The organism is Bradyrhizobium sp. UBA2491 (genome assembly GCF_002341725.1).
GTDB lineage: Bacteria > Pseudomonadota > Alphaproteobacteria > Rhizobiales > Xanthobacteraceae > Bradyrhizobium.
In genome coordinates this window covers 27,456-52,760 of record NZ_DDOP01000006.1, presented here as the reverse complement: position 1 = coordinate 52,760, position 25,305 = coordinate 27,456, and the positions used below count along the sequence as shown (strand labels likewise).

The following is a 25,305-nucleotide window of genomic DNA, read 5'->3' as shown; positions in this document are numbered from 1 at the left end:
CCGATCACGCGACGGCGAGCAATTGCCTCGAATTTTACCGCTTCACCGAAGTCAGCACCCGGTCGACCATCTCGGGCGCCAGGCCGAGGTAGTTCTTTGGCGCGGTGAGGCGGTCGATCGTGGCCCGATCGATCCGGCTCGCGACGCGCGGATCGGCGGCCAGCGCCTCGGCGAGGGTCACGCCCTTGTCGTTGGCGACACGGCAGGCATCGTAGACCACGTCATGCGCCTCTTGCCGGCCGATCGCGGGCGCGAGCCCCATCATCACGGCTTCCGCCACGATGAGCCCGCGGCTGATGTCGAGATTGTCGGCCATCCGCCTTTCATCAACGATGAGGCCGCCGAGCGCGAACCTGGCCTGATGCAGCGCGCCGGCGGTGAGCACGAAGCTTTCCGGGATCGCCATCCACTCGGCATGCCACGGGCCGGTGGCGCGTTCGAAATCCTGCACCATCGCATCCAGCATCAGGCCGGCATGCTGGCGCACCGCCTTGGCGGCGGCGAGCATCAACTCCGACGAGATCGGGTTGCGCTTCTGCGGCATGGTCGAGGAAGCGCCGCGCCCTTTCACGAATGGCTCATAGACCTCGGCGAACTCGGTCGACGCCATGATCATGATGTCGAGCGCGATCTTGCCCAGCGTTCCCGTGACCAGCGCCAGGAAATTCACCGCTTCCGCCAGACCGTCGCGGGCGACGTGCCAGGTCGCGACCGGCACACCGAGGCCGAGTTCCTCGCACAGCGCCTGCTGCACCTCGAACCCCTTGCCGCCCAGCGAGGCCAGCGTGCCGGCGGCACCGGCGAACTGGCCGACCAGCACACGCGGCCTCAGCTCCGCCAGCCGCGCGGCGTGACGATCGAAGGCAGCGAGCCAGATCGCGGTCTTGTAGCCGAAGGTCACGGGAAGGGCCTGTTGCAGATGGGTGCGGCCGGCCATCGGCGTGTCGCGATAACGCTTCGACAGATCGGCCAGGATGCCGCGCAGTGCGGCGATGTCGTTCTCGACGATCCTGAGACCGTCGCGCAGCTGTAGCACCACGGCGGTGTCCATGATGTCCTGCGTGGTCGCGCCCCAATGGACATAGCGGCCGGCCTCGCCGCACTGCTTCGCCATCTGATGCACCAGCGGCAGGATCGGATAGCCGACCACGTCGGTCTCCTGCCGCAGCAGATCGAAATCGAGCGCGGTGACATCGGTTCGCGCAGCGATCTCTTCCGCAGCTTCCGCCGGGATCACGCCGCAGCGCGCTTCGGCCTTTGCCAGCGCGACCTCAACCTCGGCGTAGCGCCCGATCAGCCGCAGGTCGGAGAACACCTCACGCATCTCGCGCGTGCCGAAAGCATCCCGAAACAACACGGAGTCGAGCACGGTGGTCGAGGTCGGAAAGGCGGACATGGGCGCATCCTGTTGCCGGTCGCGGTCGGCAATTTGCCTATCACGGCGCAAGCCGCTGCCCTACCCCTCCGCCGGCGTTTCGCCGAGCACCTCGGCTGCGATCTTGCTGGTCTCGATGGCAGCCGGAATGCCGCAATACATCGCGACCAGCAGCAGCACGTCCTGCACCTGCGCAGCGGTGCAGCCATTTGCCAGTGCGCCCTTGGCGTGAACGCGGAATTCGGTGGGCTTGCTGCTCGCCGCGGTGATGCCGAGCATCACCAGGCTGCGGATCTGGTCGGACAGGCCGCTGCGCTCCCAGACGTCGCCATAGACATAGGCATTGATGATGTTTTGTAGCGGGGTGCCGAATTCGCCGGCGGCCGCCATCCGCTTGGCGACATCGACCTCGCCGAACATCTTCTGGCGCCGCCGCAGCCCGCGCGCATGCAGATCGCTGATGTCGACCATCGTCGTCCGGCTCCCGTGTTCTGGCTATTTATACGGATAAATATGTCGTACAACAATATTCCTATAGGCCCTTCTCTTGCATTCCTGATAAATTTGTCCGTATAAATTCTTCAAAACCGCCAGGAGGGGACCGGGATGAAGTTACGGCTGGGGCTGCTCGCCGTCCTGCTCGCTGCGCTTCCGGTCCTGCCGGCAGCCGCGGCGGACGACTTCCCGCAGCGGCCGATCCGGATCATCGTGCCGTTCCCGCCCGGCGCCGGACCCGACAATGTCGCGCGCCTGGTCGGCCAGCATCTACAGGATGCGTTCGGCCAGACCGTGCTGATCGAGAACCGCGCCGGCGCGCTCGGCAGCATCGGTGCCCAGGAAGTCGCCCGCAGCGCACCGGACGGCTACACGCTGCTGATGGGCACCAACACCACCCAAGCCAGCAATGTCGCGACGCTCAAGAGCCTGCCCTACGACCCGGTGAAGGATTTCGCGCCGGTCATCCGCACCACCACGACGGCGATGGTGCTGCTGGTCAACCCGAAGCTCGCAGCCAAGGACCTGCCGCAGTTCCTCAGCTACGCCAAGGCCAACCCCAACCTGACCGCGGGCTACGGCTCCGGCGCATCGCAGATCTCGATCGCGCAGTTGCAGTCGCGCGGCGGCCTGTCGCTGATCGCCGCCTCCTATCGCGGCGTGCCGCAGGCGATGACCGATGTGATGGCGGGCGTGATCGACCTGACCTTCGGCGATTTCTCGGTCGCGATCCCGCAGATGCAGGGCGGCACCCTGCGCGGCATCGCGGTGACATCGGCGGCCCGCAACGAGCTGACGCCCGGCCTGCCCGCGCTGTCGGAAGCGATGCCGGGCTTCGAGGCGACGATCTGGTACGGCCTGTTCGCGCCGGCCGGCACGCCGGAACCGGTGGTCAACAAGATCTATGCCGAATGCGCCAAATACCTCGCGATGCCGGAAACCAGGAAGAAACTCGCCGATGTCGGCGTGATCGTGGCGCCGCTGGCGCCGGCCGAGTTCGCCGCTTTCGTCAAGAGCGAGGTCGTGCGCTGGTCGGCGGAGGTCAAGGCCGCCGGCATCGAGCCGCAATAGCGCGAAGCTACGTCGCATCATGGCGCGCGAGACACCTGTCGGCATGATTGGCCTGGGGCTGATGGGATCAGCGCTCTCGGCACGCCTGATCGATGCCGGCATCGGGGTGATCGGCTTCGACGTCGATGCGGCGAAGACCGATGGGCTGAAGACCAGCGGCGCCGAGTTCGCGGCCTTCGCCGCCGACGTCGCGGCGCGCTGCCGGATCATCGTCATCGCGGTGTATGACGCGGCCCAGGCGATCGGATTGCTGCCCGACCTCGCCAACGCGACGCCGCCGCCACTCGTCATCTGCACCACCACCTGCGCGCCGGACGAGATGGCGACGATCGCCGACTTCGCTGCCCGCTCGCGCCTTGCCCTGATCGAGGCGCCGATCTCGGGCACCAGCGCTGAGGTGCGCGCCGGCACCGCCAGCGCGCTTGTCGCAGGCGATGCGGACATTATCGCAGCCGCCGCGGCAACGCTCGACATCCTCTGCCCGCAGCGGATCAATGTCGGCGCGATCGGCGATGCGAGCCGCACCAAGCTCGCCATCAACCTGATCCTGCAGAACAACCGCGCGGCGCTCGCCGAGGGCCTCGCCTTTGCCGAAAGCCTCGGTCTGGACGGCGCGAGCTTCCTTGCGACGGCGCGACAATCGGCGGCATATTCCAGGGTGATGGACAGCAAGGGACCGAAGATGCTGGCGCGGGATTTCTCGCCGCAATCGCATATCGCGCAGACCTTGAAGGACGCCGAGCTGATCCTGCTGGAGGCCGGCCGGCACGGCCTGCCCTTGCCGCTGACTTCAGTGCAGGCCGAGCTGTTGCGCAAGGCGATTGCGCTCGAGGGCCCGGACTGCGACAGCGCCGCTGTCATCGAGGCGGTACGTGCCGGACAGCACCGGGGTGAGGACCATTCATGATCAATTGTGCGATCGCGGGCCTCGGCCGCTGGGGCCGCGCGCTGGTCGAGGCCGCGCGCAAGGAGCCCCGGCTGAACATCATCCGCGCGGTGGAACCCGACAGCACCGGCGCCGCGAGCTTTTGCAAGGCGCACAATCTGGCGCTCGCGGCAAGCCTGGACGACGTCCTCGCCGATCCCGGCATCGATGCCGTGCTGCTGGCGACGCCGCATTCGCTGCACAAGCGCCAGGTGATCGCGGCGGCCAGTGCGGGCAAGCAGGTGTTTTGCGAGAAACCGCTGGCGCTCCGGCGTGACGACGCCGCCGAGATGTTCGCGGCCTGCCGCAGCGCCGGCGTCACTCTCGCGGTCGGGCATAACCGAAGGTTCTGGCCGTCGATGCAGGCACTGCGCGCGATCACAGCCAGCGGCGAGCTCGGCACGATCCTGCATGTCGAGGGCCACAACAGCAACGAGAACTCCCAGGCCGTCACGCAGGGCTGGCGGCTGTCGCCGGAGGAATCCCCGGGCGGCGGACTGACCGGCGCGGGACTGCATGTGCTCGACGGCTTCGTCAGCCTGCTAGGTCCCGCGCGCCGGGTCTACGCCCGGCTGAATGAACGCGAAGCCGGACCGCCACCGCTCGACACTGCAACTTTGGTGATTCAATTTGTGAATGGCGTCAGCGCAACCCTTGCGACAATCCGCGCAACACCGTTCTATTGGCGCGTGCATGTGTTCGGAACGAGGGGATCTGCCGAAGTGCTCGACGAGGTGACGATGGTGCTGCGGAGATCCGGCGAAGCACCCGCGACGACACGCTATCCCGCAGTCGACACGCTTGCCGCGGAACTCGTGGCCTTCGCCGACGCGGTCGAACGCAAGCAACCGTTCCCGGTCCCGGAAGCCGACGTGCTGGCGACGCTCGCCGCGTTCGAGGCCGCGCTGCAATCGATGCAGACGGGACATCCGGTCGCCTGCCATATGGCATACCAGTGATCCGCCATGTCTGAACAACCGGACCGAGCGAGATCGTCCCGCTACCGCGACATCGCCACCGGACTGCAACGGGAGATTCGTCTCGGCACCTACGCCGTCGGCAATCTGCTGCCGACCGAAACCGAGCTGATGGCGAGCTACCAGGCCAGCCGCCAGACCGTGCGTGAGGCACTGCGCATCCTGATCGACCAGGGCCTGATCGTGCGCCGCGCCGGGCTCGGCTCGGTGGTGATCGCTTCCGAGCCGCCGGTGTTGTTCACCCACAGCGTCAAATCGCTCGGCGAGTGGCTGCGCTATTCCAACGAAACCTACCGCGATGTGGTCGGCAGCAGTGACATCGTTGCCGACCGCAAGCTTGCCGCGCTCTTGAAATGCGAGCCCGGCAAGAGCTGGTTCCTGATCGAGGCGGTGCGTCGCTCCGACCAGTTCGCCGCGCCGCTCGGCTGGACCGAGATCTACGTGCTGCGCCGGTTCGCCGATGTCGTGACCCGCAGCGACCACGGCCGCACCCCGGTGCATGAGCAGATCGCCAAGATGTACGGCCAGGTCACCGAGCGCGCGCAGATGGAGATCTTCGTGCGGGGCATGCCGGCGCCGATCGCCAAGGCGCTCGACGTCAAGACCGGCTCGCCGGCGCTCACCGTGGTCCGCCGTTACTATGGCCAGCGCGAGGAACTGTTCGAGGTCACCATCACCACGCACCCCGAAGGGCGCTACACCTACACGATGGATATGCAGCGCTCGCTGCGGCCGAAGCTCTAGCCAACGAGCTATCGCGCGAAACGCGCTACCGCACCCGAGCCAGATGCGTGCTGGCAGACGTATGTGCCACCTGCGGGGTGCCGCTCACACCCCAGATCGCGACCGCAATCAGCGCGGCCGCCCAGACATATGGCACAGCATTCGGCTTCTTCATTTCCGAGATCATCCCCAAAGTCTCACGGGAGCACCGACCGACCTCACGACGTCGATCGTCAGCGTGTCATCAGGCACCCGTCCTTCACAACGCTACTAAGGTTAGACCTTGTCGGTTTCAGGACGTCTTCGTCCGAATCTCGAAATGATTTCGTGGGAACCCGGCTCTCTCATCCGAATTGATGAGATCGCGGCTTCGACATCATTCGACACAATACTGGGAGAAATTCGTGGGGAGAATTTTCTGCTCAAATTTGAGTCAGGTGCACAACAAACGTTCTAATCGACCCTCGCTGAATTCTTTTTGATTGTTCGCCCGACCTCGGTCGTGGCATGCCTGTGACAATGTGATGACAAGGGTTTTTCAGTGACTGCCCAACCGGCCAAATCGCAAAATAGCTCCCGTCGCCCTTCCAGGGAAACGCAACAGGAGGTTGCGCGGTCGCTGGAACGGGAACTGAAGCTCTTGACCGAAGAGCGCCAGGAACGCGCACTCCGGCTCGGCCTCGACATCGCAGGCAAGACGCCGAAGGTCGACCAGTAGGTCCGCCGCGCCGCGCGCCCCAGGGCGCGCAATTTCGATCATGTCGCTGATCCGCGCGGCCATCTGCCGATGGCCGGTGCGACCATGGCGATTCGCATGGACCTGCTCCAGCCACGCGAGCCTGTCCCGCGCTTAGAACTGGTAAAGTTACGAGGTGAATTGCGCGGACGAGACATTGCGCTCGTCATGCTGGTTTGGATTCCGCGATCGGTCGGTTCCGATCTGCTGATGCCGATCGCGCATCCACGCTGAAACATTCGGCGCATCGCATTGGCTGCGCTGTCCTTTTGCAGGCGATCGGGCCGGATCTCCTTGCGTCGGACGCATCATCGCGCTTACGAGGCCGTTCCCTTCCCGCGTCCATCATGCAGCGACGCCACCGGACGGCGGCTAGATGAGAGCCGAGCCCGATGATATCTTGATCCGCAAATCGATCAGCGAAATCGGCCGCCGGGAAGCGGCCGGCTTCGCGGAGAACCTGCACTTCATTTGCCTCTCCTGCCGATCTCAGGATGGCTGAGGGCAGCGGATCGTGAAGCGTTTCCGTGGAATCGCATCACGATCTGATCTCTGGTTCGAGCATGAGCTCTGTGCAAGCGCTTGCCGTTTTGTCGCAGGGGAAACCGGTTTCCACTTCTCGGGATCATGCTCTAGTGGCCGCGGACACGCTGCTGCCGATGCGCGGAGACTCGAATGCTTGGCCGTCCCGATGACGAGGAAGCCCTCAGGCTCACACTGGCGTTCTACTGCATCATGGAGCCGGACAAGCGCGCGATCATTCTCGATCTCGCCGAACGGTTTGCGCGTGCATCGCAGACGGTCGACGGTTGCGTGCACTTCCTGCTGCTGGATCACAGCGCACCCTCGGCCGAGCCCGTGACGCAGGACTCCTCGAACCGCAAGCGTCCGACCTGACGCGCCGTCCTATCGCTGCGACGAAGCCGCGAGGCTCGGCAAAGGCGCGAACTGCATCTCTGCGACGGCCGACCCGGCGTATGCACTGGCGATCAGGATCATGACTCGAATAGCGATGAACATGGAGCCTCCTCAGTCTTCTTGTTGGCCCATCAATGCCAGAGACTTCTTTCGGGCCGGTGAGGAAAGCTGGTTGCCGCAACCTTGAGGCCGTTGGTAAGCGAGCCGTTTACACGCCACGTTCACGAAACGGGAACCGTATCGGCCGGTCGATCTTGCAGCTAAACGCACGGTTCACCGTGGCCGGGCATTGTTCGCCTCAATCAAGAAGGCGCAATCACAATGCCGGTTTTCAGGACGATCCTTGTTCTCGTATCGATTTTTCTTGCTGTCTTGTACGTCTACGATAGCTGCCGCAGCTACGGCGTCGCCTTGGCGGCTCCGGCAACCGACATCGTTGCCAGCCGGTGGCCAGACCCCGACGCGTTCCGCCCCATGGCGGCCGAGGCCTCCGCGCCTGCTGACGCACCGACGCCGGCGGCGCGCGTTAGGGAAACGTTTGCGATGTTTGTCCCGGCGGACGGACGACGCCACCCGACCCAGCGCAGCCTCTGACGGCGGCAGATCGTTAGCAGACGACGCAGCGACTCAGCCCAGCGATACGCCGGCCTTTGCGCGGCTCATGCCGAGCGTCACGATGCGATGCAGGAGACCCGGGTAGTCCAGCCCATCATGCTGGGCCGCCGTCGCGAACTCCTGGCTCTTGGCGATTTCGGGATTCGGATTGGCTTCGATGAAATACGGAGTGCCATCGGCGGAGAGGCGAAAGTCGATCCGCGCATAGCCATCGAGCCCGAGCGTGCGGTAGATGCGTTTCGCCAGCCGCTGGATATGCGCGGACAGTTCCGGCGCCAGATCCCTGGCCGGCCCGTCGGCAATTCCGATGCGCTCCTGATAGTTCGGATCGTGCTTCGCCTTCTCGGTGGCGATACCGGGGCCGCCCATGCTGCCGAACTTCAACTCCCAGACCGGCAACACGCGCAGCCTGTTGTTGCCGAGCACGCCGACATAGAGTTCGCGGCCCTCGATGAACTGCTCGGCGATCGCGGCCGTCCCGATCCGCTCGTGGATGAAGGCGACGCGCTCGGCGAGCTTCTCGTCGGTATCGACGATCGATGCCTGCGAAATGCCCAGCGATCCATCCGAGCTCAGGCTCTTGACGATCAGCGGCAGCGCAAGACGCGGCGGCCGCTTGACCTTGCGACGCATCGGAAACACCGCGAAGGCCGGCACCGGAATCCGGCGATGATGCGCCAGGGTCTTGGACAGGTCCTTGCCGCGCGCCAGGATCAGGCCACGCGGGTTGCATCCCGTGTAGGGGACCTTCATCAGCTCGAGGTAGCTCGCGATGTGCTGGTCGTACACCACCTCGTAGTGGAACTCCTCGAGCAGCGTGAACACCACATGCGGCTTGAAATCCTCGATCGCGTCGCGGACCGGCTTGATCTCCTCCTGCACGCCGAGCGGCCGCACCTCATGGCCGGCTGCACGCAAGGTGCTGACGACGTCGTATTCGGTCTTCCACGCGTTGATCTCGCGCGCGGAATATCCGTCGGTGGTCTCAGGCGGCACGAAGTCCGGGTGCATGAGCACGAGAATGCGAAGACGTTTCATAGCGCAATCCATTTGCGGCGGGAGGGGCCGAACAGCGCGTGCATGGTCTTGGCGGTGAGCAGGATGGTGAAGTTGGTCACGAGCTTCTGCTCGGGACCGACGGCGCGCAGGTTGAGCTCGCGGCAGCGCGAGATCATGTCGTCGAGCACGGCATCGAGCGTCAACTGGTTCTCGCCGGTCCAGCGCGCGACCAGCTGCCTGATCTGGGCGCGGTGCCGCCTGATGAAGACCGCGGCCGGCGGCTGCCGTCGATGCCGTGGATCGGCGGAGAACAGCTTCGAGAGATCGCGGTCATAGGTCTTCGGTGGATTGAAGGCATAGAACGCCTGCTTCTTCTTGTAGTGCTCGGCCAGCGTCTGCTTCAGCGAATGCAACGGATCGACGCGCTCGCGCGTCGTGAGCAGCGGCCGCTTGCCGGCAATCTCGGCCATCAGCTCGTCGACATATTCGAGCTTCTTCAACGCGGGCCAGCCGGCATAGCGCGTCCGCCAGTTCGAACGCGGCCGCAGCCACACCGCGAAGGTCTCGGCGAAATCCTCGTCCGGATGGCTCTGCGCATACCAGAGCCGCAGATGCTGGACATAGTTGCGGCTGGCCGGATTGGGCCGGTAGTAGCGCGGATAGTGCTTCGAGGACGGACCGAACAATTGTTGCCAGCGCCGGCGGCGGTGCAGCTGGTAGCCGTGCTGCATGACATGCCCCGCCTCATGGCGCAGAATGGCCATGCACTCCGACCAGGTGCCGCCCTCGACGTCGAGCATCATCTTCTTCTCGAGTTTCATCAGCCGCGGATGCGCGAGATAAAACGGAATCGCGATACCGGGCGTGGTCGAAGGGCTGAACCACTCGCTCGATATCCATGCGTGCGGCCGCAGCCGAATGCCTCGCTCTTCGAACTCCTCGTGGAGCGTGCCGAGGCAATCCTCCAGCCAGGTGCCCTCGACCGCAACCCTCAGACTGCTGAGGCGTAGCCCGAGCAACTGCTCATCGGACAGTTTCTCCCAGGCAAATTTCCGGCGCGGCATGGGCCTCCCACGTCAAACCAAATCGGAATCGGGATGGTGTCATAGGTTGTGGCCGGCAACAACCGCCGGGCCCTCCCGGACGGGAGCCTGCCCCGTGGCAGCGACGGGCCTGGACCCGCGGGCGAAGACCGGCCGCGGGCCGGCGTCACTCGGTCACTGGGGGGGCGCCTGCGCGCTTTCTGTTATGGTTCGGCCATTACCGGCGCTAAACGATTTGAGGGGCGAGAATGGATTATCGGCGGCGACTGCTTTTTCACGGCATGGCCCTGTTCCTGATCGGGCTGTTGACCGGCCTGGTCGAGCAACATTTCACCAATGTGCGGATGGCGCTCGCGGCCCATCTCGAGGGCGTCATGAACGGTACGTTCCTGCTCGTGGTCGGTGCGATCTGGAGCGAGGTCCGGTTGCCGTCTCGCAGCAGCGCCGTCGCCTACTGGACGCTGCTGTTCGGCACCTATGGCAACTGGGCGGTCACGACCCTCGCCGCCATTCTCGGAACCGGGGCGCTCTCGCCGATCACCGCACCCGGGCGTGCCGCCGCGCAGTGGCAGGAAACGCTGGTGACCGCCGGGTTCGTCGCAATCGGCCTTGCGATCATCGCAGCATCGCTCCTGCTGCTGTGGGGGTTGCGCGGCAAGGCTGCGCTGATCGCGCCTAAGGCCTGACCCAGATTCGTGGCGCTGTGTCCGGCCTATCGCTTCGCAGATGCGGCTACGCGATCGATGGATCCGTACGGCCGTCTTGATCCTGCGCGGCACGCGCGGCGGCTGCGGCGCGGCGTTTGAGAAACTCACGCTCGCGCGTATTGCCGGCCAATGCGGCGGCGGCCTCGAACGCTGTGTGCGCCTCGGCGAAGCGGCCCAGCCTGTACAGCAGATCGCCGCGCACGCTCGGCAGCAGGTGATAGGATTTCAGCGCCGGCACATCCGCGAGACCGTCGACGATCGCAAGCGCCGCTCGCGGCCCCTCGGCCATGCCGATCGCGACCGCGCGGTTGAGCGCGATGACGGGCGAATCCAGCAGCGCGGCGAGATCGCCGTAGAGTGTGGCGATGCGGCGCCAGTCGGTGGCGTCGGGCGCATCGGCCTCGGCATGGCAGGCGGCGATCGCGGCTTGCAGCGCATAGAAGCCGCCGGCACCGCCGAGCTCGCGGGCGCGGGCCAGTGCGAGTTGCCCGCGGCGGATTTGCAGGCGATCCCACAGCGCGCGATTCTGGTCCGTCAACAGGATCGGCTCGCCGGCCGCATCGGTGCGCGCCGCCATCCGCGAGGCGTTGAACTCCATCAGCGCCAGCAGGCCGTGCGCTTCCGGCTCCGACGGCGCGATCGAGGTCAGCACCCGGCCGATGCGCAGCGCCTCGTTGCAGAGCTGCGGCCGCAGCCATTCGTCGCCGCGCGCTGCGGTATAGCCCTCGTTGAAGATCAGATAGACGACCTCGAGCACCGAGGCGAGACGTTCGGACAGCTCCGCGCCACGCGGCGTCTCGTAGGCAAGACCGGAGTCCGACAAGGTGCGCTTGGCGCGCACGATGCGCTGGGCGATGGTCGTCTCCGCCTGGAGGAAGGCACGCGCGATCTCCTCGGTGGTGAGGCCGCAGATCATGCGCAGCGCCAGCGCGGCGCGCGCCTCGCGCGACAGCAGCGGATGGCAGGCGGTGAAGATCAGCCGCAGCAACTCGTCGCCGATGTCGTCGTCGAGCCTCGAATCGAGATCGGGCATGGTGTCCTGCTCCCGCGCCAGATCGTGCGCCAGCATGCCGTGCTTCTGCGTGCGCATGCTGACGTGACGCAGATGATCGAGCGCCCGGCGCTTGGCAGTCGCCATCAGCCAGGCACCCGGCTTGTCCGGGATGCCATCGGCCGGCCAATGCTCGAGCGCGGCAATCAGCGTTTCCTGGGTCAGATCCTCGGCGAGCGGCACGTCGCGCAGCATCCGCGACAGGCTGGTGATCAGCCGCGGCTGCTCGACGCGCCAGACGCCGAGGATGGTGCGCTTGACGTCGTCGTTCGTCATGCCGGCCACCGGCGTGCGATCGCGGCGATCGTCAGCCCGCCATGAACGGACGAACCTCGCATGACAACTCCCAATCCGGCATGTGATCGAGATGAAGCTGCATGAACTCGACCGCGCGCGCCACCGCCTCCTCCTTGTCCTTCAGCTCGAACACCGCATAGCCGCCGACCACTTCCTTGGCCTCCATGAACGGGCCGTCGGTGACGGTGAGCTTGCGGTCCTTGATCTTCACCTCGGCGCCCGCCGTGCGCGGCAGCAGCGCGCCGGTATCGAGCATGCGGCCGGCCGCGATCTCGCGTTCGGCCAGCTTGCCGATCGCCTCCCGCAACGCGGGGTTCGGCAACATCGGTTTCTCGGCAACCAGGACGTACATGAAGCGCATGGTCTATCCTCCCCTCGCCTATTCCGGACATTGTCCGGCGAAGCCGGCGAAGGCGCGGACCTCGCAGGTGCCTTCCCAGCCTGGCATGTGGTCCTTGTGGAGCTGCATGAATTCGACGGCGAGTGCCACCGCCTCCTCCTTGCTGCGCAGCTCGAAGATCGCATAGCCGCCGATCACCTCCTTGGCCTCGACGAAGGGACCGTCGACGACACTGAGATTGCCGTCGGCAATGCGCACCTGCGCGCCGGTCGCGAGCGGCATCAGGCCGCCGGTATCGACCATGCGGCCGGCCTTGATCTCGCGGTCAGCCAGTTTGTGCATGGCCTCCAGCAGCGCCGGGGTCGGCTGCGCGGGCGGCTGCGGAGAGGTCACGATCGACATGAAACGCATGAAAATGCTCCTGCTTTGAACGAGGCGCGGCGATCATCGCCGCCAAAACCGGCTCGGTACAGGAAACGACGATCCGGAGGCGGCCGGATCGACAGCAGCTGGAGAAATATTTCGCTGGTGGATTCGGCCGGATCGCGGTCTCGGGAGCCTCAATTCGGCGTTATTGGCCGGCCGCCGACCACTGCCGACGATCCATCCGTGCTATTCTCAATCACCGCGTCTGGCGCCGGAGCATGCATCATGGACTTACTGAGCTTGGCCCTCCTCATCGGCTCGATCGCCTCGATCGTTCTGGCGGCCCGAATGGCCGGGCACCGCGGGCGCAGCCTCAAAGCCTGGGCATGGATCGCTGCTCTGATAGGGCCGCTGGCACTTCCGCTCTTATTGCTGCTCCCGAACCTGCCTCGCAAGAACGGCGACCACGCCTAGCGGATCAGCCACCGAATGGAGGTTATCCCTTACTGCTCCCGCAGCATGATCAGGGGGTCGGCGCTGTCGGGGACGCGGCGCCACTGGGCGTTGTCGTCGGCCTCGAACTGCCAGCTCTCGCCCTTGGCCGACATCAGGATCATCTGGCCGTGGTCGAGCCGCCACAGCGTCGGGTTGAAGGCCGCGACCGCCGGATCGCATTTGCCTTTCATGAACACCTGGAAATTGTCGTTGCCGGCCTCGGTGTTGGTCAGCACCAGGGCGCAGATCGCCTGGCCGTTGCCGCGCACCAGCGACCAATCGCCGATCATCTGGTCCATCGACTTGGCGAGCGAGCGGGCCGCGGCGAGGTTTTGCAGGATGTAGACGCCTTCGTTGGTGCGCAGCCCCTCGAAGATGCCGGTCTCGACCTCGGTGAAATCGATCACCGCCTCGCCCGCCGCGTTGTGCAGCCGCACGATGTCGCCAAGGCCCTTGACGCTCCAGCCGGTGATGTCCTTGGTGAAGGGCAGCGCGGTGGCGCAGGCCGGCTCCAGCTCGAGCTTGAAGCCTTGCGGCACCGGATCGCCCTTCAGCGTCACCACGCAGGTCTTGCTGCGTTCGGTGGTGGCGAGCTCCCACTGCCCGATCATGTCCTTCTTCAACGTCGTGACATCCTGCGCGGATGCCGGACCGCACGCGGCCAGCAGCGCAAGCAGCACGACGCTGAAGCGGGACAATCTCATCAGCGGCCCTTCACCGGGGTCTCGGCAACCGGCGTCAGCGGGGCCTTGCCGGCGAACCAGTTCGTGATGTTGTCGACCACGAGCTGGTCCATCGCGTTGCGCGTCACCACCGAGGCCGAACCGATATGCGGCAGCAGCACGACGTTCTGCATCGCCTTCAATTCGTCCGGCACGTTCGGCTCGGATGCGAACACGTCGAGGCCGGCGGCCAGGATGGTCCCGGATTTCAGCGCCGCGACCAGCGCCGGCTCGTCGACCACGGAGCCGCGCGCGACGTTGATCAGCACGCCGCGCGGGCCGAGCGCCTTCAGGACGTCGGCATTGATCATCTTCGCAGTCGAGGCGCCGCCCGGCACGATCACGATCAGGGTGTCGACCGCCTTGGCCATCTCGATCAGGTCGGGATAGTGCTTGTAGGAAACGTCCTTCGCCGGGTTGCGCGAGTGATAGGCGACCGGCACGCGCGAGGCCTCGAGCCGGCGCCCGATCGCCTGGCCGATCCGGCCCATGCCGACGATGCCGATCTTGCGGTCACGCAGCGAGCCGACGCTGAGCGGATAATTCTGGGTCTGCCAGAGGCCGGAGCGCACATAGCGGTCGGCCTTGACGAATTCGCGCAGGGTCGCGATCAACAGCCCCATCGCGACGTCGGCGACCTCCTCGGTCAGCACGTCCGGCGTGTTGGTGACCACGATGTTGTGATCGCGTGCATAGGCGGAATCGACATGGTCGTAGCCGACGCCGAAGCTGCCGACGATTTCCAGCTTCGGAAACAGCGCCATCGCGGTCTTGTCGGTCGCCATCGAGTGATAGGTGACGGCGATGCCGCGGATCTTGGCCATCGTGTCGGGCGTCAGGCGCTCGAGATCGCCGCGGCTCTCGGCCTTGTGCAGCACATACTGGTCGGGAAAGCCGTTTTCGAGGATTGGCCGGATCGGTCCGTAAATCAGCAGATCGATCTTTTCGGAAGAAATCGGGGCCATCAACTGTCCTTTCCTAACGCGCTTTCATGCCAACGCCGCAACAAGAGGTGCGAAACTAGCGCCAGCAACCCATAGATGACAATCCCGGCCAGCGATAGCAGCAGAAGGGCCGCGAACATGCGGGGAATATTCAGCCGGTAGCCCGATTCAGCGATCCGGAACGCGAGCCCGGAGCCGGCGCCGGCGCTGCCCGCCGCGATCTCCGCGACCACGGCACCGATCAGCGACAGCCCGCCGGCGATGCGCAGGCCGCCGAGGATGTAAGGCAGCGCCGCCGGCAGCTTCAGGAACAGCAATGTCTGCACCTTCGAGGCGCCATAAAGCTGAAACAATCCGGCAAGGTTGCGGTCGACCGAGTTGAGGCCGAGCGTGGTGTTCGACAGCACCGGGAAGAACGCCACGATCCAGGCGCAGACGATCACCGCGGTCTGCTGTTGCAGATAGATCAACAGCAGCGGCGCGATCGCGATGACCGGCGTGACCTGCAGCACCACGGCATAGGGGAACAGCGAGTATTCCAGCCATTTCGACTGGTTGAACAACAGCGCCAGCACGACGCCGCCGACCGCGGCGGCGACGAAGCCCTCGAGCGTCGTCAACAGCGTGACGCCGAGCGATTGCGATAGCATGGGCCAATCCGCGACCAGCGTCTTCAGCACCAGCAGCGGGCTCGGCAGCACATAGGGCTGGATGCCGTTGATGCGGACGATCGCCTCCCAGAGCACGAGGCCAGCGGCGAACACCGCGACCGGCAGCACGAAGCGGACGAGGCTTTGCGGAGACTTCATGCGCCGGTCTGCCCCGCATAAGACGGCGCCAGCGCGCCCGAGACCTCGCGGCAGAATGCGGCATATTCGGCCGAGGTGCGGAATTCCTCGCCGCGCGGCTCCGGCGAGGTGATGCGAAACTCGGCGCCGATCCGGCCCGGCCGCGCCGTCATCACGATCACGCGCTGCGAGAGATAGACCGACTCGAACACCGAGTGCGTCACGAAGATGACGGTCTTGTGCAGATTGCGCCACAGCGCCAGCAGATCGTTGTTGAGGCGGAAGCGCGTGATCTCGTCGAGCGCCGCGAACGGCTCGTCCATCAGGAGGATATCGGGATCGGTGACCAGCGCGCGCGCCAGCGACACCCGCATCTTCATGCCGCCGGACAGTTCGCGCGGATAAGCGCTGGCAAAATCGGCGAGCCCGACCTGATCGAGCGCCGCATCGATGCGCGCATCGGCCTCGGCTGCCGGCGTGCGGGCAAGCTTGAGCGGCAGCCGCACATTGTCGCGCACCGTGGCCCACGGCATCAGGGTCGGCTCCTGGAACACGAAGCCGATCCGGTGGCTGCCGCGCCGCTCGACGTCGTGATGCGCGAGCTCGACCGTGCCCGTACTCGCCGCGGCGAGGCCCGCGATAATTCGCAGCGCGGTGGACTTGCCGCAGCCGGACGGCCCGAGCAGCGAGACGAACTCGCCGCTGCCGACGTCGAGGTCGAGCGGTCCCAGCGCCATCACGCCGCTGTCATAGGTCTTGGTAACGCCGCGCAACCGCACGGCGAAGCTGCTGGCATCGGTTTCCGGCACGATGCTCTCTACCATCGGCGGCTGGATACTGGTGGGCGCGGTCGAGCCGCAGAGTTCACCTCTCCCCGCCGGGGAGAGGTCGCGCCGCAGGCGCGGGTGAGGGCGGATACGTCCCGCGTGAGAGCGTCACCCCTCACTCGGATTGCATCTGGCGATGCAATCCGACCTCTCCCACAAGGGGAGAGGTGGAGCACCGTCGCTGCAACGTCCGGACTAAATCTCATCGCGCGTCCGCACCGTCAGTTCTTCGGCCTGAACTCGACGCCGACCGCCTTGTTGACGAAGCGCAGCGTGTAACCCTGGCGATAGTCGATATTGCTCTTGACCACGCCGGCACTCACCATCTTCTCGAAGAAATCGGCCATGCGCTCGTCGGTCATCGCGCCAATGCCGTTCTTGATGGCGTCACCGGAATCGACGATGCCATGCTCCTTCATCGCGGCGACCGAGTAGGCCAGCAGCTCGTCGGTCATGTCGGGGTTGAGCTTCTTGATCATGGCGTTGCCGGCCGAATTGTCGCCGTAGAGGTAGTGATACCAGCCGACGATCGAGGCATCGACGAAGCGCTGCACCAGGTCCGGCTTCTTGTCGACGAGATCGCGGCGGGTCTCGATCAGGGTCGAGTAGGCATTGAAGCCGTAGTCGGCGATCAACAGCACGTTCGGCTTGAAGGCCGCCGCCTTCTCCACCGCGTAGGGCTCGGAGGAGACATAGCCCTCCATCGCGACGTCCTTGTTCACGATGAAGGGCTGCGCGTTGAAGGTATAGGGCTTCACCTTGCTCTCACTGAAGCCGTAGCGCGATTTCATCCACTGGAAGTAGGTGACGATGCCCTCCTTGGAGACCAGCAGCGTCAGCGGCTTGAGATCCTCGATCTTGCTCACCTTGGCCTCGGGATGGCTCAGGAAGACCTGCGGATCCTTCTGGAACATCGCCGCGACGGCGACCAGCGGCACGTTGTTGGTGACGGCGTCGAAGGTCTGCAACGAGTTCGCGCTCATGAAGAAGTCGAGCTTGCCCGCGATCAGCAGCATGCGGTTGTTCTCGTTGGGACCGCCGGGCACGATGGTGACGTCGAGACCGTATTTCTTGTAGGTGCCGTCCGCGACCGCCTGGAAGAACCCGCCGTGCTCGCCCTCGGCGACCCAATTGGTGCCGAACGAGACCTTGTCCAGGGTCTCTGCCCGCGCCGGAACGAAGCCCGCGGCAAAGCCGAGGACCGCGGCCAGCAGCCCTGTGGTTAACGCTCGCGGCAAAAAGGCCCGGATCATGGTTGGACTCCGTCTGACATTATGGCCCATGATGGAAGGCGGGAAGACGTGGACCGCGCCCGGAGACGCGAACGCCTCACTGATGCCAGATAAACTAGCCTGCAAATCCATCCAATGAAACGCTTGTATTGAAACGACGGCCTCGATGACTTCTCAGCTTCCGCCCCGTGACTGGACCGCCATCCACTGGCCCGATATCGCCGGGGGCGCAGCCGCGCGCTGGATCGCGGTGCTGCCGCTGGCGGCGACCGAGCAGCACGGGCCGCATCTGCCGCTCGGAACCGACGTCATGATCGGCGAGGCCTATCTGGCGCGGGTGCGCGAGCTGCTGCCGGCCGCCACCCCGGCGACCTTCCTGCCCTTGCAGCCGGTCGGCATCTCCACCGAGCACCTCGATTTCGAGGGTACGCTGACCTTGCCGACCGAGGTGGCGGTGAAAAGCTGGATGGCGCTTGGCGAGAGCGTGGCGCGTGCCGGACTGAAGAAGCTCGTGATGGTCACCAGCCATGGCGGTAATTCCGCCGCGATGCAGCTCGTCGCGCAGGACCTGCGTGCGCAACACGGGATGCTGGTGGTAACCACGAGCTGGTCGCGCTTCGGCGCTCCGGACGGGCTGTTCGACGCCGACGAATTGCGTCACGGCATCCATGGCGGCGCGGTCGAGACCTCGATCATGCTGGCGAAATATCCGCAGGCCGTGCGCAAGGAGGTGATCGCGGACTTCAAGCCGGCGAGCGTGCAGCTCGAGCAGGATTATCGCTGGCTGTCGACGCAGCGGCCGGCGCCGTTCGCCTGGCAGGCGCAGGACCTCAATCCGAGCGGCGCGATCGGCGATGCGACCAAGGCCTCCGCCGAGAAAGGCGAGAAGCTGATCGAGCACGGCGCACGCGCGTTCTGCGAACTGCTCGCCGACGTCGACAGGTTCGATCCGGGCGTCTTGCGCGGCAAGTGACCGCGCCGCGTCCCGATCGCCACGACGAAACAATTCACGAAACCATATTTCGGCGACCGCGTTCGAACCGGAACCGAAAAGCCTCCGTCCAACGGGCATGCGGACCATAGCGGGCCGCGCTCAAACAGGATGGAGTATCCGATGTCGATCAAGACCAGGCTTGCCGCCCTCGCTCTCACCGCGCTCGCCGTGACCGGCAGCATCGCGGCCACCACCTCGCAGGCCGAAGCCAGGCCGTATGGCTGGGGCTGGGGCGTTGGCGCGGGCCTCGTCGGAGCCGCCATTGTCGGCAGCGCGATCGCGGCCAATGACGGCTACTACAATGGCTATCGCCGCTGCGTCTGGGTGCGCCAGTTCGACGCCTACGGCAATTACATCGGCCGCGTGCGCTCCTGCTACTGATCGGGCGGAACAGGCCTAAAGGCCGCGGATCCTGCGTTCGGCGCGGGTCCTCATCCACCCCGTGCCGCAACCGACCCGCCCGGCGATCTCCCGGACGGGTCAACCCTTGCAAAGCCCAACGATGCCGCCTGCGATCACAGATATTTCGCGATCAGCCTGAAGTCGCGCAGCACGCTGCGGCCCTTCGGGCCTGACGCCTTCAGCGTCTCCTCCAGGCCGTGGCCGATGTGATCGTGAATCAGCGCTTTCTTCGCACTTTCGATCGCGCTCTCCACGGCCTGCAATTGCTGGGCGATCTGCGCGCATGGCTTGCCCTGCTCAATCATCTCGACGATGGTCTCGAGATGGCCGTTGGCGCGCTTCAGGCGCCGGGCAATCGCAGCGTGCGGGTGGTCATCGGGCATACGGTTCTCCTATCCTCCCCGGAGGATAATCATGATCCTCCCCGGAGGATAGCAGATTCGGCTTGACACGCGTTTGTGTCAGGCGTAGTGCCCGATTGTCGGAACATTCGTTCCGCACCGGGGTCCTACTCCGGAGACCAACCCGACCACGAGCCAACACAGAAGGCACATGGGCAGTAGCAACTCAGGCGACAGTAGACCCACGACGGGACTGTTGACGCCGCAACACAGCAAGACTGATCGCGCAGAACTCGCCTGCGTGGATGGGTGGTCGCGCCTTAGCTGACCGCCGCTCCTCACCGGCCTGCCGCGCGACAGCGGAAGTGGAGGTGAGCGATGTTCGAAAAGCTCGCAAAATTCCGGCCGTTCGAGCCGCGGCGCATGGAGCCGCGACCGGCCACGCATTCCAATGACAACCTGCCGGGCTTTCGCCGTCCGGCGGAACGCCGGCGTCCAACCCCGGTCTGTCATTGGATCCTGATCGACGGCCACCTGGAATCCCGGTGGATCGTCGACCCCACCACCGAACCAACCAACGGTGAGCGATGCGCGGACCGGCCTTCCGGCCCGCGCATGACAATCGCGCGTGCCGCTGAACTCAAGATGGCTGCAAGCGCCTAGAGGACGGACATGGACGAAGGACCTAGACGTCCCGTTGCCCGCCGTTCCGGCGCCGCAACGGGACTCCCTCCGGGGAACGACATCACGTTTGAGAATGCCGCTGCTCACGGCAGCGGAGGTTGCGCGCGCGTGTAAAGCCGCTCCGCGTTCCTCGCGCCGTGCCTGACAGGCAGCGCGGAGACGATCGGAGCAGCTATGACGGAAACCGCCAGACAGACAGAGACCGAGATACACCGCCGGCAAAGACGCTTGCGCCGGCAAGCCGGCGCAAGTCCGGCGAACGACGGCCCCCACGCTACCGCATCAGGGACGCAAGGCGAACTCGATCGGCTGCATGCGTCGCTCGCCGCGGTGACGCCGGACAATCACCCGCGCACCGCAAGGCTGCTCAACGCGAGCACCCGCAAGATCGCGCAGAAGGTGATCGAGGAGGCCGGCGAGGTCGCCCTCGAGACCGTCAAGCACAACACGCAGGCCATCGTCCGCGAAAGCGCCGACCTGCTCTACCACCTGGTCGCATTGTGGCATCGCGCCGAGATCGATCCCGGCTCGGTGTGGGCCGAGATGCGCCGCCGTGCCGACGAACTCGGGATCGCCGAGAAACCACCGAAATCCCGCGACCGGAATTCGAGTCCATCCACGCCAGAGTGGACGGGAGGCAACCATGACCAAGCCAAATGACATCGTCGAGCTGCCGGTTCGGCCGACGGCTGCGCGGACCGTCCGGCCCACCGGCTCCACCAACGATCCGCTCGTCCCCGTGATGCGCAGCGTCATCGGTCTCGTCAGCGAGAGCGCGGGCCTGGTGCGCCATGTCGCAGCCCTCGGCATCGTCCTGGTCTTCGACGCCGGCGCCGCGCCGAAGCGCCGGCCGGCTGCAAGACCTGCGCCCGCACCTGACGCGACCAACATCATCCGCTTTCCAACAGCCAAAACAACCAAACCACGCAAGTAAGAAGGAATGAGTCATGACCGTCGTCAATGACTTGAACATGCACGCCCCCGATCAAGACGCCGCCACCTCGGTCAGGACCGCGGTCCTCGACCGGGCCCATCTCGGCGATATCCATGGTGCACTCGGCAGCATCGCCGAGGATGATGTCGCGCCCCGCGCGACATTCGCGGCACGGATGAAGACGCTACTGGCGATCGTCGGCCCCGGCCTGATCGTGATGGTCGGCGACAATGATGCCGGCGCGTTCGGCACCTACACCCAGGCCGGCCAGAACTACGGCACCACGCTGCTGTGGACGCTGCTGCTGCTGATCCCGGTGCTCTATGTCAACCAGGAGATGGTGGTGCGGCTCGGCGCCGTCACCGGCGTCGGCCATGCGCGGCTGATCTTCGAGCGTTTCGGCAAGTTCTGGGGCGCCTTCAGCGTCATCGACCTGCTGGTGCTGAACGCGCTGACCATCGTCACCGAGTTCATCGGCATCACGCTGGCGCTCAGCTATCTCGGCGTCTCGCAGTTCTGGGGCGTGCTGGCATCGGCCGTCATCGTGATGGCGGCGGTCTCGACCGGCGACTTCCGCCGCTTCGAGTGGTTCGGCATCGTGCTGGTCGTAGGCAGCCTGCTGCTGGTGCCGGTCATCCTGATGGTGCATCCGCCGGTCGGGCAGATCGCGGCGGACTTCTTCGTACCGAAGATGCCCGAGGGCGCCAAGCTCAGCGAGGTGATGCTGCTGATCGTTGCCATCGTCGGCACCACCGTGGCGCCGTGGCAATTGTTCTTCCAGCAGAGCTACATCGTCGACAAGCGGATCACGCCGCGCTTCATCCGCTATGAGCGGCTGGACCTGTGCATCGGCATCGTGCTGGTCGTGGTTGGCGCGGTCGCGATGATCTCGTTCTGCGCGGCGGTGTTTGCCGGGACGCCGGAATTCGGCAACTACACCGACGCGCTGGGGACCGCGGTCGGACTTGAAAAATACGCCGGGCGGCTGCCGGCGGTGCTGTTTGCCCTCGCACTGCTGGATGCCTGCATCATCGGCGCGGCCGCGGTCTCCCTCTCCACGGCCTATGCGATCGGCGACGTGTTCGCGGTCAAGCACTCGCTGCACCGCAAGCCGTGGGACGCCAAAGGCTTCTATGGCGTCTATTGCGGGCTGATCGTGCTGGCCGCCACGCTGGTGCTGACGCCGGGCACACCGCTTGGGCTGCTCACCAACGCAGTGCAGACCCTGGCCGGCGTGCTGCTGCCGAGCGCGACCGTATTCCTGCTGCTGCTCTGCAACGACCGTCACATCCTCGGACCCTGGATCAATTCGACCAGGCTGAACCTGTTCACCGGCGCGGTGGTCGCGGCGCTGGTGATGCTGTCGGTGATCCTGACCGCTGCGGTGCTGTTCCCCGACCTCGGCGAACAATGGATCATCGGCATCCTGATCGGCGGCAGCGTGCTTGCGCTCGTCGTCACCGCGCTGGTCAAGCTGTACGAGATGTCGTCGCGCCGCAACGCGTCGTTCCGCTTCAAGCACCAGCCGCCGCTGTTCAACCGCGACACCTGGCGGATGCCGCCGCTCGATCGGCTGCCGCCGGCACGGCTCAGCCCGCTGAGCCGGATCTGGATGATCGTGCTGCGCGGCTATCTCGTGGTCGCCGGCGGGCTGGTGCTGCTGCGCATCTTCCAGCTGGCCACGGTGGGCGCGTGACCGCAGCCACGCCGGGCCGCTTCCGGCGATGGGGCGCGATCGTGCTGCTCAGGATGGCAAGCGCCATCCTGCGCAGCGCCACCGCGCTCTACCTGAAACGCACAATCTCGGGCGCCGAGCTCCGCGCGGCGCTCTCAGTGGCGCGATCCTTCGAACGAGCCGGCGCGTCGATCGTGCTGGGACGATGGTCGCGGCCGGAATTCACCACGACAATGAAAGCTAAAGACGATGACGGCATCGAATGAACGGCGGGCGCTCGACCTGACTGCCACACCCGCGCAGCCAAATGAGGTGAACCGCGCAAGGGGCCTTGCTCTGTTGCACGACTGTCATAGAGGCAGTGCACACCGGGAGGCACCCGGGACACCTCAGCTGCAACTGCGAATTATTTGCAACAAAATGCGGACGGTGCTAGGTGCTGGTCTGGTTTTGGATGGGACGGTACGGATCGGACCGGGGATGGCGGGCAATGACTTCAAATCTCGGGTGGCATGCGGCCGTCAAATCTGGCGTGATGGCAGGGAATACCTCCAACCGCCCGAGGGGCAACGCCGCATGACCCGCGTCCGCCTGTTCCGGGCTCCGATCGTCGCCGGGGCAGCGCTCGGCGCGGCTGCCTTCGGAACGCCCGCGGCGGCGGCCGACATGGCGGTGAAGTCACCGGCCATGACCGCAGTCTACAACTGGACCGGCTTCTACGTCGGTGGCCATGTCGGCTATGGCGACGGCAGCCTCGGTCCCGATACCAATCCGCTTCCCCTGCAAGGCGTGTTGCTCCCGCACACGGTCACGGGCGGGGTCGGCGGCTTCCAGGTCGGCTACAATCACCAGTTCGCCAACCGCGTCGTGCTCGGCGTCGAGGCCGATGCGACCTTCGTCAGCCCGGTCGACCTGCCGCGCCGCACGCTCGGCCCCTTCAACGCCTCGATCGATTATCTCGGCACCGTGCGTGGCCGCGCCGGTTACAGCTTTGGCAGCTGGATGCCCTATATCACCGGCGGCTTCGCCTGGGGACACACCCAGGTCAGGGTCAATGACGATTCCGGCAACGTCGTCTCCGAGCCTGGACAGTACCAGACCGGATGGACCGCTGGTATCGGCGCCGAGTTCGCGCTGAGCGGCAACTGGACCGCCAAGATCGAGTACGAATACGTCGACCTGTCGCGCCGGACACTCGGGCTCAATGATTTCGGCATACCCGGTGTCACCATCGACCCGCGGATTCATCTGCTGAAATTCGGCCTGAACTACCAGCTCGGCGACTCGCCGTGGTCGGCGACGCCGACCCAGCCGCGGCTGCCGGACTCCGACAATTGGTCGATCCATGGCCAGACGACCCTGATCGGACAGGGCTACCCTGCCATTCGTTCGGCCTATGCCGGCACCAACAGCCTTCCGGCGGGTGGACAGGTGCAGCAGACCTGGACCACGACCGCGTTCGTCGGCGTCAAGCTTTGGGAAGGTGGCGAGCTCTACTTCAATCCGGAAACCGCCCAGGGCTTCGGCCTCAACGGCACGCTCGGCATCGCCGGCTTCCCGAACGGCGAAGCACAGAAGGCCGGCGCCGAGTATCCGAGGATCCGGCCGCAGCGCTACTACATCAAGCAGACCTTCGGCTTCGGCGGCGAGCAGGAAGACGTCCCTGACGGCCCGAACCAGATCGCGGGCAAGCGCGACATCGATCGCCTCACCCTGATCGTCGGGCGGTTTGCGATCGGCGATTTCTTCGACGGCAATTCCTACGCCAAGGACCCGCGCGCCGATTTCATGAACTGGGCGATGTGGGCGTCCGCCGCCTATGACTTCCCGGCCGACCTGCCGGGCTATACCCGCGGCGCGGTGGCCGAGCTCAACCGCAAGGATTGGGCGGTGCGCGCCGGCCTGTTCCAGGTGCCGGATGCACCGAACAGCGACGTCCTGACCTTCAAGACCGGCGGCGCCGTCGTCGAATTCGAGGGGCGCTATTCGATCTTCGACCAGCCCGGCAAACTGCGCGTCGGCGTGTTCGGCAATCGCGGCTTCACCGGCAATTACAGCCAGGCGCTCGCGATCGTGGCCAGCGACCCGACGCTCGACATCAACGCGGTGATGGCGAGCATCCGCAAGGACAATCTGAAGTACGGCTTCTACCTCAATGCCGAGCAGCAGATCGCGACCGATGTCGGCCTGTTCGGCCGGCTGAGCTGGAACGACGGCCAGAACGAGATCCTGTCGTTCACCGACATCGACCGCAGCCTTTCGGGCGGTGTGTCGATCAAGGGCAGCCGGTGGGGTCGGCCGGACGACACCATCGGCATCGGCGGCGCAATCAACGGACTGTCGGCCTCGCACCGTGATTACCTCGCCGCCGGCGGCCTCGGCCTCTTGATCGGCGACGGCGCGCTCAACTACCGCAACGAAGGCATCTTCGAGAGCTATTACGCCTACTCGGTGAACAAGCACCTGACGGTGACGGCGGACTACCAGTTCATCGCCAACCCCGCCTACAACGCCGACCGCGGCCCGGTGCACATCTTCTCCGGCCGCCTGCACGGCGAGTTCTGAGTCTGCTGTGGCGGCTTCAAAGGACCGGCAAAAGCCGGTAATATGATGCCGCCATCGCCAGGCA

Annotated in this window: 29 protein-coding genes; 15 read left to right on the top strand and 14 right to left on the bottom strand. The window is 65.5% G+C overall.

The window, feature by feature from the left end; all coding sequences use genetic code 11:
- Positions 1 to 34: 34 nt before the first annotated feature.
- A complete protein-coding gene (pcaB, locus tag B2W55_RS01685; protein ID WP_024581618.1) occupies positions 35 to 1,396 on the bottom strand; it encodes a 3-carboxy-cis,cis-muconate cycloisomerase in 1,362 nt (453 codons plus the stop codon).
- Positions 1,397 to 1,456: 60 nt separating this feature from the next.
- Complete coding sequence (locus tag B2W55_RS01680; protein WP_029879174.1) at positions 1,457 to 1,846, bottom strand: carboxymuconolactone decarboxylase family protein; 390 nt, start codon at positions 1,844 to 1,846, stop codon at positions 1,457 to 1,459.
- Positions 1,847 to 1,981: 135 nt separating this feature from the next.
- On the opposite strand from B2W55_RS01680, the gene B2W55_RS01675 reads away from it, so the two are divergent.
- Genes B2W55_RS01675 through B2W55_RS01660 form a run of 4 tightly spaced genes read left to right on the top strand, consistent with a single transcriptional unit; the run spans position 1,982 to position 5,587 of the window.
- Positions 1,982 to 2,941, top strand: coding sequence for a Bug family tripartite tricarboxylate transporter substrate binding protein (locus B2W55_RS01675; RefSeq protein WP_024581616.1), 960 nt, complete (start codon positions 1,982 to 1,984; stop codon positions 2,939 to 2,941).
- A 19-nt stretch (positions 2,942 to 2,960) separates the two neighbouring features.
- Complete coding sequence (locus tag B2W55_RS01670; protein WP_024581615.1) at positions 2,961 to 3,848, top strand: NAD(P)-dependent oxidoreductase; 888 nt, start codon at positions 2,961 to 2,963, stop codon at positions 3,846 to 3,848.
- Positions 3,845 to 4,825, top strand: coding sequence for a Gfo/Idh/MocA family protein (locus B2W55_RS01665; protein ID WP_024581614.1), 981 nt, complete (start codon positions 3,845 to 3,847; stop codon positions 4,823 to 4,825). The genes B2W55_RS01670 and B2W55_RS01665 overlap by 4 nt, the downstream gene beginning before the upstream one ends.
- 6 nt (positions 4,826 to 4,831) lie before the next feature.
- Positions 4,832 to 5,587, top strand: coding sequence for a GntR family transcriptional regulator (locus B2W55_RS01660; RefSeq protein ID WP_024581613.1), 756 nt, complete (start codon positions 4,832 to 4,834; stop codon positions 5,585 to 5,587).
- A 517-nt stretch (positions 5,588 to 6,104) separates the two neighbouring features.
- Here B2W55_RS01660 and B2W55_RS01655 read toward each other — a convergent pair.
- Positions 6,105 to 6,326, bottom strand: coding sequence for a hypothetical protein (locus tag B2W55_RS01655; protein WP_160306705.1), 222 nt, complete (start codon positions 6,324 to 6,326; stop codon positions 6,105 to 6,107).
- A 651-nt stretch (positions 6,327 to 6,977) separates the two neighbouring features.
- On the opposite strand from B2W55_RS01655, the gene B2W55_RS01650 reads away from it, so the two are divergent.
- The gene (locus B2W55_RS01650; protein ID WP_024581611.1) at positions 6,978 to 7,199 is read left to right on the top strand and encodes a hypothetical protein; all 222 of its coding nucleotides are present in this window, start codon (positions 6,978 to 6,980) and stop codon (positions 7,197 to 7,199) included.
- Positions 7,200 to 7,847: 648 nt separating this feature from the next.
- Here the strand turns inward: B2W55_RS01650 and B2W55_RS01645 are convergent.
- Positions 7,848 to 8,873 (bottom strand): D-alanine--D-alanine ligase family protein, encoded by a 1,026-nt coding sequence (locus tag B2W55_RS01645; RefSeq protein WP_024581609.1) that lies wholly within the window; start codon positions 8,871 to 8,873, stop codon positions 7,848 to 7,850.
- The gene (locus tag B2W55_RS01640) at positions 8,870 to 9,898 is read right to left on the bottom strand and encodes a putative zinc-binding metallopeptidase (protein WP_024581608.1); all 1,029 of its coding nucleotides are present in this window, start codon (positions 9,896 to 9,898) and stop codon (positions 8,870 to 8,872) included. The genes B2W55_RS01645 and B2W55_RS01640 overlap by 4 nt, the downstream gene beginning before the upstream one ends.
- Before the next feature lie 227 nt (positions 9,899 to 10,125).
- On the opposite strand from B2W55_RS01640, the gene B2W55_RS01635 reads away from it, so the two are divergent.
- Entirely contained in the window at positions 10,126 to 10,563 is a 438-nt protein-coding gene (locus B2W55_RS01635; RefSeq protein ID WP_024581607.1) for a hypothetical protein, read from the top strand.
- A gap of 46 nt (positions 10,564 to 10,609) precedes the next feature.
- On the opposite strand, the gene B2W55_RS01630 is transcribed toward B2W55_RS01635, so the two are convergent.
- The 3 genes from B2W55_RS01630 to B2W55_RS01620 are packed head-to-tail and all read right to left on the bottom strand — an operon-like array spanning position 10,610 to position 12,683.
- Entirely contained in the window at positions 10,610 to 11,911 is a 1,302-nt protein-coding gene (locus tag B2W55_RS01630; RefSeq protein WP_024581606.1) for an RNA polymerase sigma factor, read from the bottom strand.
- Positions 11,912 to 11,942: 31 nt separating this feature from the next.
- On the bottom strand, positions 11,943 to 12,293 hold the full coding sequence (locus tag B2W55_RS01625; RefSeq protein ID WP_024581605.1) for a YciI family protein: 351 nt from the start codon (positions 12,291 to 12,293) through the stop codon (positions 11,943 to 11,945).
- Between the two features lie 18 nt (positions 12,294 to 12,311).
- Positions 12,312 to 12,683 carry a YciI family protein gene (locus B2W55_RS01620; RefSeq protein ID WP_024581604.1) on the bottom strand — a complete coding sequence of 124 codons (372 nt, stop codon included), beginning with the start codon at positions 12,681 to 12,683 and terminating at the stop codon, positions 12,312 to 12,314.
- 240 nt (positions 12,684 to 12,923) lie between these two features.
- On the opposite strand from B2W55_RS01620, the gene B2W55_RS01615 reads away from it, so the two are divergent.
- The gene (locus B2W55_RS01615) at positions 12,924 to 13,112 is read left to right on the top strand and encodes a hypothetical protein (protein ID WP_024581603.1); all 189 of its coding nucleotides are present in this window, start codon (positions 12,924 to 12,926) and stop codon (positions 13,110 to 13,112) included.
- Between the two features lie 29 nt (positions 13,113 to 13,141).
- On the opposite strand, the gene B2W55_RS01610 is transcribed toward B2W55_RS01615, so the two are convergent.
- From B2W55_RS01610 to B2W55_RS01590, 5 genes are all read right to left on the bottom strand, one after another.
- Positions 13,142 to 13,837, bottom strand: coding sequence for an AprI/Inh family metalloprotease inhibitor (locus B2W55_RS01610; protein ID WP_024581602.1), 696 nt, complete (start codon positions 13,835 to 13,837; stop codon positions 13,142 to 13,144).
- Positions 13,837 to 14,820: a 2-hydroxyacid dehydrogenase gene (locus tag B2W55_RS01605; RefSeq protein ID WP_024581601.1), complete on the bottom strand. Its 984-nt coding sequence runs from the start codon at positions 14,818 to 14,820 to the stop codon at positions 13,837 to 13,839. Before B2W55_RS01605 ends, B2W55_RS01610 begins: the two co-directional genes overlap by 1 nt.
- Positions 14,820 to 15,608: an ABC transporter permease gene (locus tag B2W55_RS01600; RefSeq protein WP_024581600.1), complete on the bottom strand. Its 789-nt coding sequence runs from the start codon at positions 15,606 to 15,608 to the stop codon at positions 14,820 to 14,822. The genes B2W55_RS01605 and B2W55_RS01600 overlap by 1 nt, the downstream gene beginning before the upstream one ends.
- Positions 15,605 to 16,411, bottom strand: coding sequence for an ABC transporter ATP-binding protein (locus B2W55_RS01595; RefSeq protein WP_024581599.1), 807 nt, complete (start codon positions 16,409 to 16,411; stop codon positions 15,605 to 15,607). The genes B2W55_RS01600 and B2W55_RS01595 overlap by 4 nt, the downstream gene beginning before the upstream one ends.
- A gap of 224 nt (positions 16,412 to 16,635) precedes the next feature.
- The gene (locus B2W55_RS01590; protein WP_024581598.1) at positions 16,636 to 17,667 is read right to left on the bottom strand and encodes an ABC transporter substrate-binding protein; all 1,032 of its coding nucleotides are present in this window, start codon (positions 17,665 to 17,667) and stop codon (positions 16,636 to 16,638) included.
- Positions 17,668 to 17,812: 145 nt separating this feature from the next.
- Between B2W55_RS01590 and B2W55_RS01585 the strand changes: the two genes are divergently transcribed.
- A complete protein-coding gene (locus B2W55_RS01585; protein ID WP_024581597.1) occupies positions 17,813 to 18,619 on the top strand; it encodes a creatininase family protein in 807 nt (268 codons plus the stop codon).
- Positions 18,620 to 18,760: 141 nt separating this feature from the next.
- A complete protein-coding gene (locus tag B2W55_RS01580; protein WP_024581596.1) occupies positions 18,761 to 19,021 on the top strand; it encodes a hypothetical protein in 261 nt (86 codons plus the stop codon).
- 134 nt (positions 19,022 to 19,155) lie between these two features.
- Here B2W55_RS01580 and B2W55_RS01575 read toward each other — a convergent pair whose 3' ends face one another.
- The gene (locus tag B2W55_RS01575; protein WP_024581595.1) at positions 19,156 to 19,425 is read right to left on the bottom strand and encodes a metal-sensing transcriptional repressor; all 270 of its coding nucleotides are present in this window, start codon (positions 19,423 to 19,425) and stop codon (positions 19,156 to 19,158) included.
- A gap of 336 nt (positions 19,426 to 19,761) precedes the next feature.
- On the opposite strand from B2W55_RS01575, the gene B2W55_RS01570 reads away from it, so the two are divergent.
- From B2W55_RS01570 to B2W55_RS01545, 6 genes are all read left to right on the top strand, one after another.
- Positions 19,762 to 20,046 carry a hypothetical protein gene (locus tag B2W55_RS01570; RefSeq protein WP_024581594.1) on the top strand — a complete coding sequence of 95 codons (285 nt, stop codon included), beginning with the start codon at positions 19,762 to 19,764 and terminating at the stop codon, positions 20,044 to 20,046.
- 195 nt (positions 20,047 to 20,241) lie between these two features.
- Positions 20,242 to 20,727, top strand: coding sequence for a phosphoribosyl-ATP diphosphatase (gene hisE / locus B2W55_RS01565; RefSeq protein ID WP_024581593.1), 486 nt, complete (start codon positions 20,242 to 20,244; stop codon positions 20,725 to 20,727).
- Positions 20,711 to 21,001, top strand: a complete 291-nt coding sequence (locus B2W55_RS01560; protein WP_024581592.1) for a hypothetical protein — start codon at positions 20,711 to 20,713, stop codon at positions 20,999 to 21,001. The genes hisE and B2W55_RS01560 overlap by 17 nt, the downstream gene beginning before the upstream one ends.
- A gap of 37 nt (positions 21,002 to 21,038) precedes the next feature.
- Complete coding sequence (locus B2W55_RS01555) at positions 21,039 to 22,697, top strand: NRAMP family divalent metal transporter (RefSeq protein ID WP_029879170.1); 1,659 nt, start codon at positions 21,039 to 21,041, stop codon at positions 22,695 to 22,697.
- A gap of 41 nt (positions 22,698 to 22,738) precedes the next feature.
- On the top strand, positions 22,739 to 22,942 hold the full coding sequence (locus B2W55_RS01550; RefSeq protein WP_291532175.1) for a hypothetical protein: 204 nt from the start codon (positions 22,739 to 22,741) through the stop codon (positions 22,940 to 22,942).
- A 310-nt stretch (positions 22,943 to 23,252) separates the two neighbouring features.
- Positions 23,253 to 25,241 carry a carbohydrate porin gene (locus B2W55_RS01545; RefSeq protein WP_024581589.1) on the top strand — a complete coding sequence of 663 codons (1,989 nt, stop codon included), beginning with the start codon at positions 23,253 to 23,255 and terminating at the stop codon, positions 25,239 to 25,241.
- Positions 25,242 to 25,305: the final 64 nt, after the last annotated feature.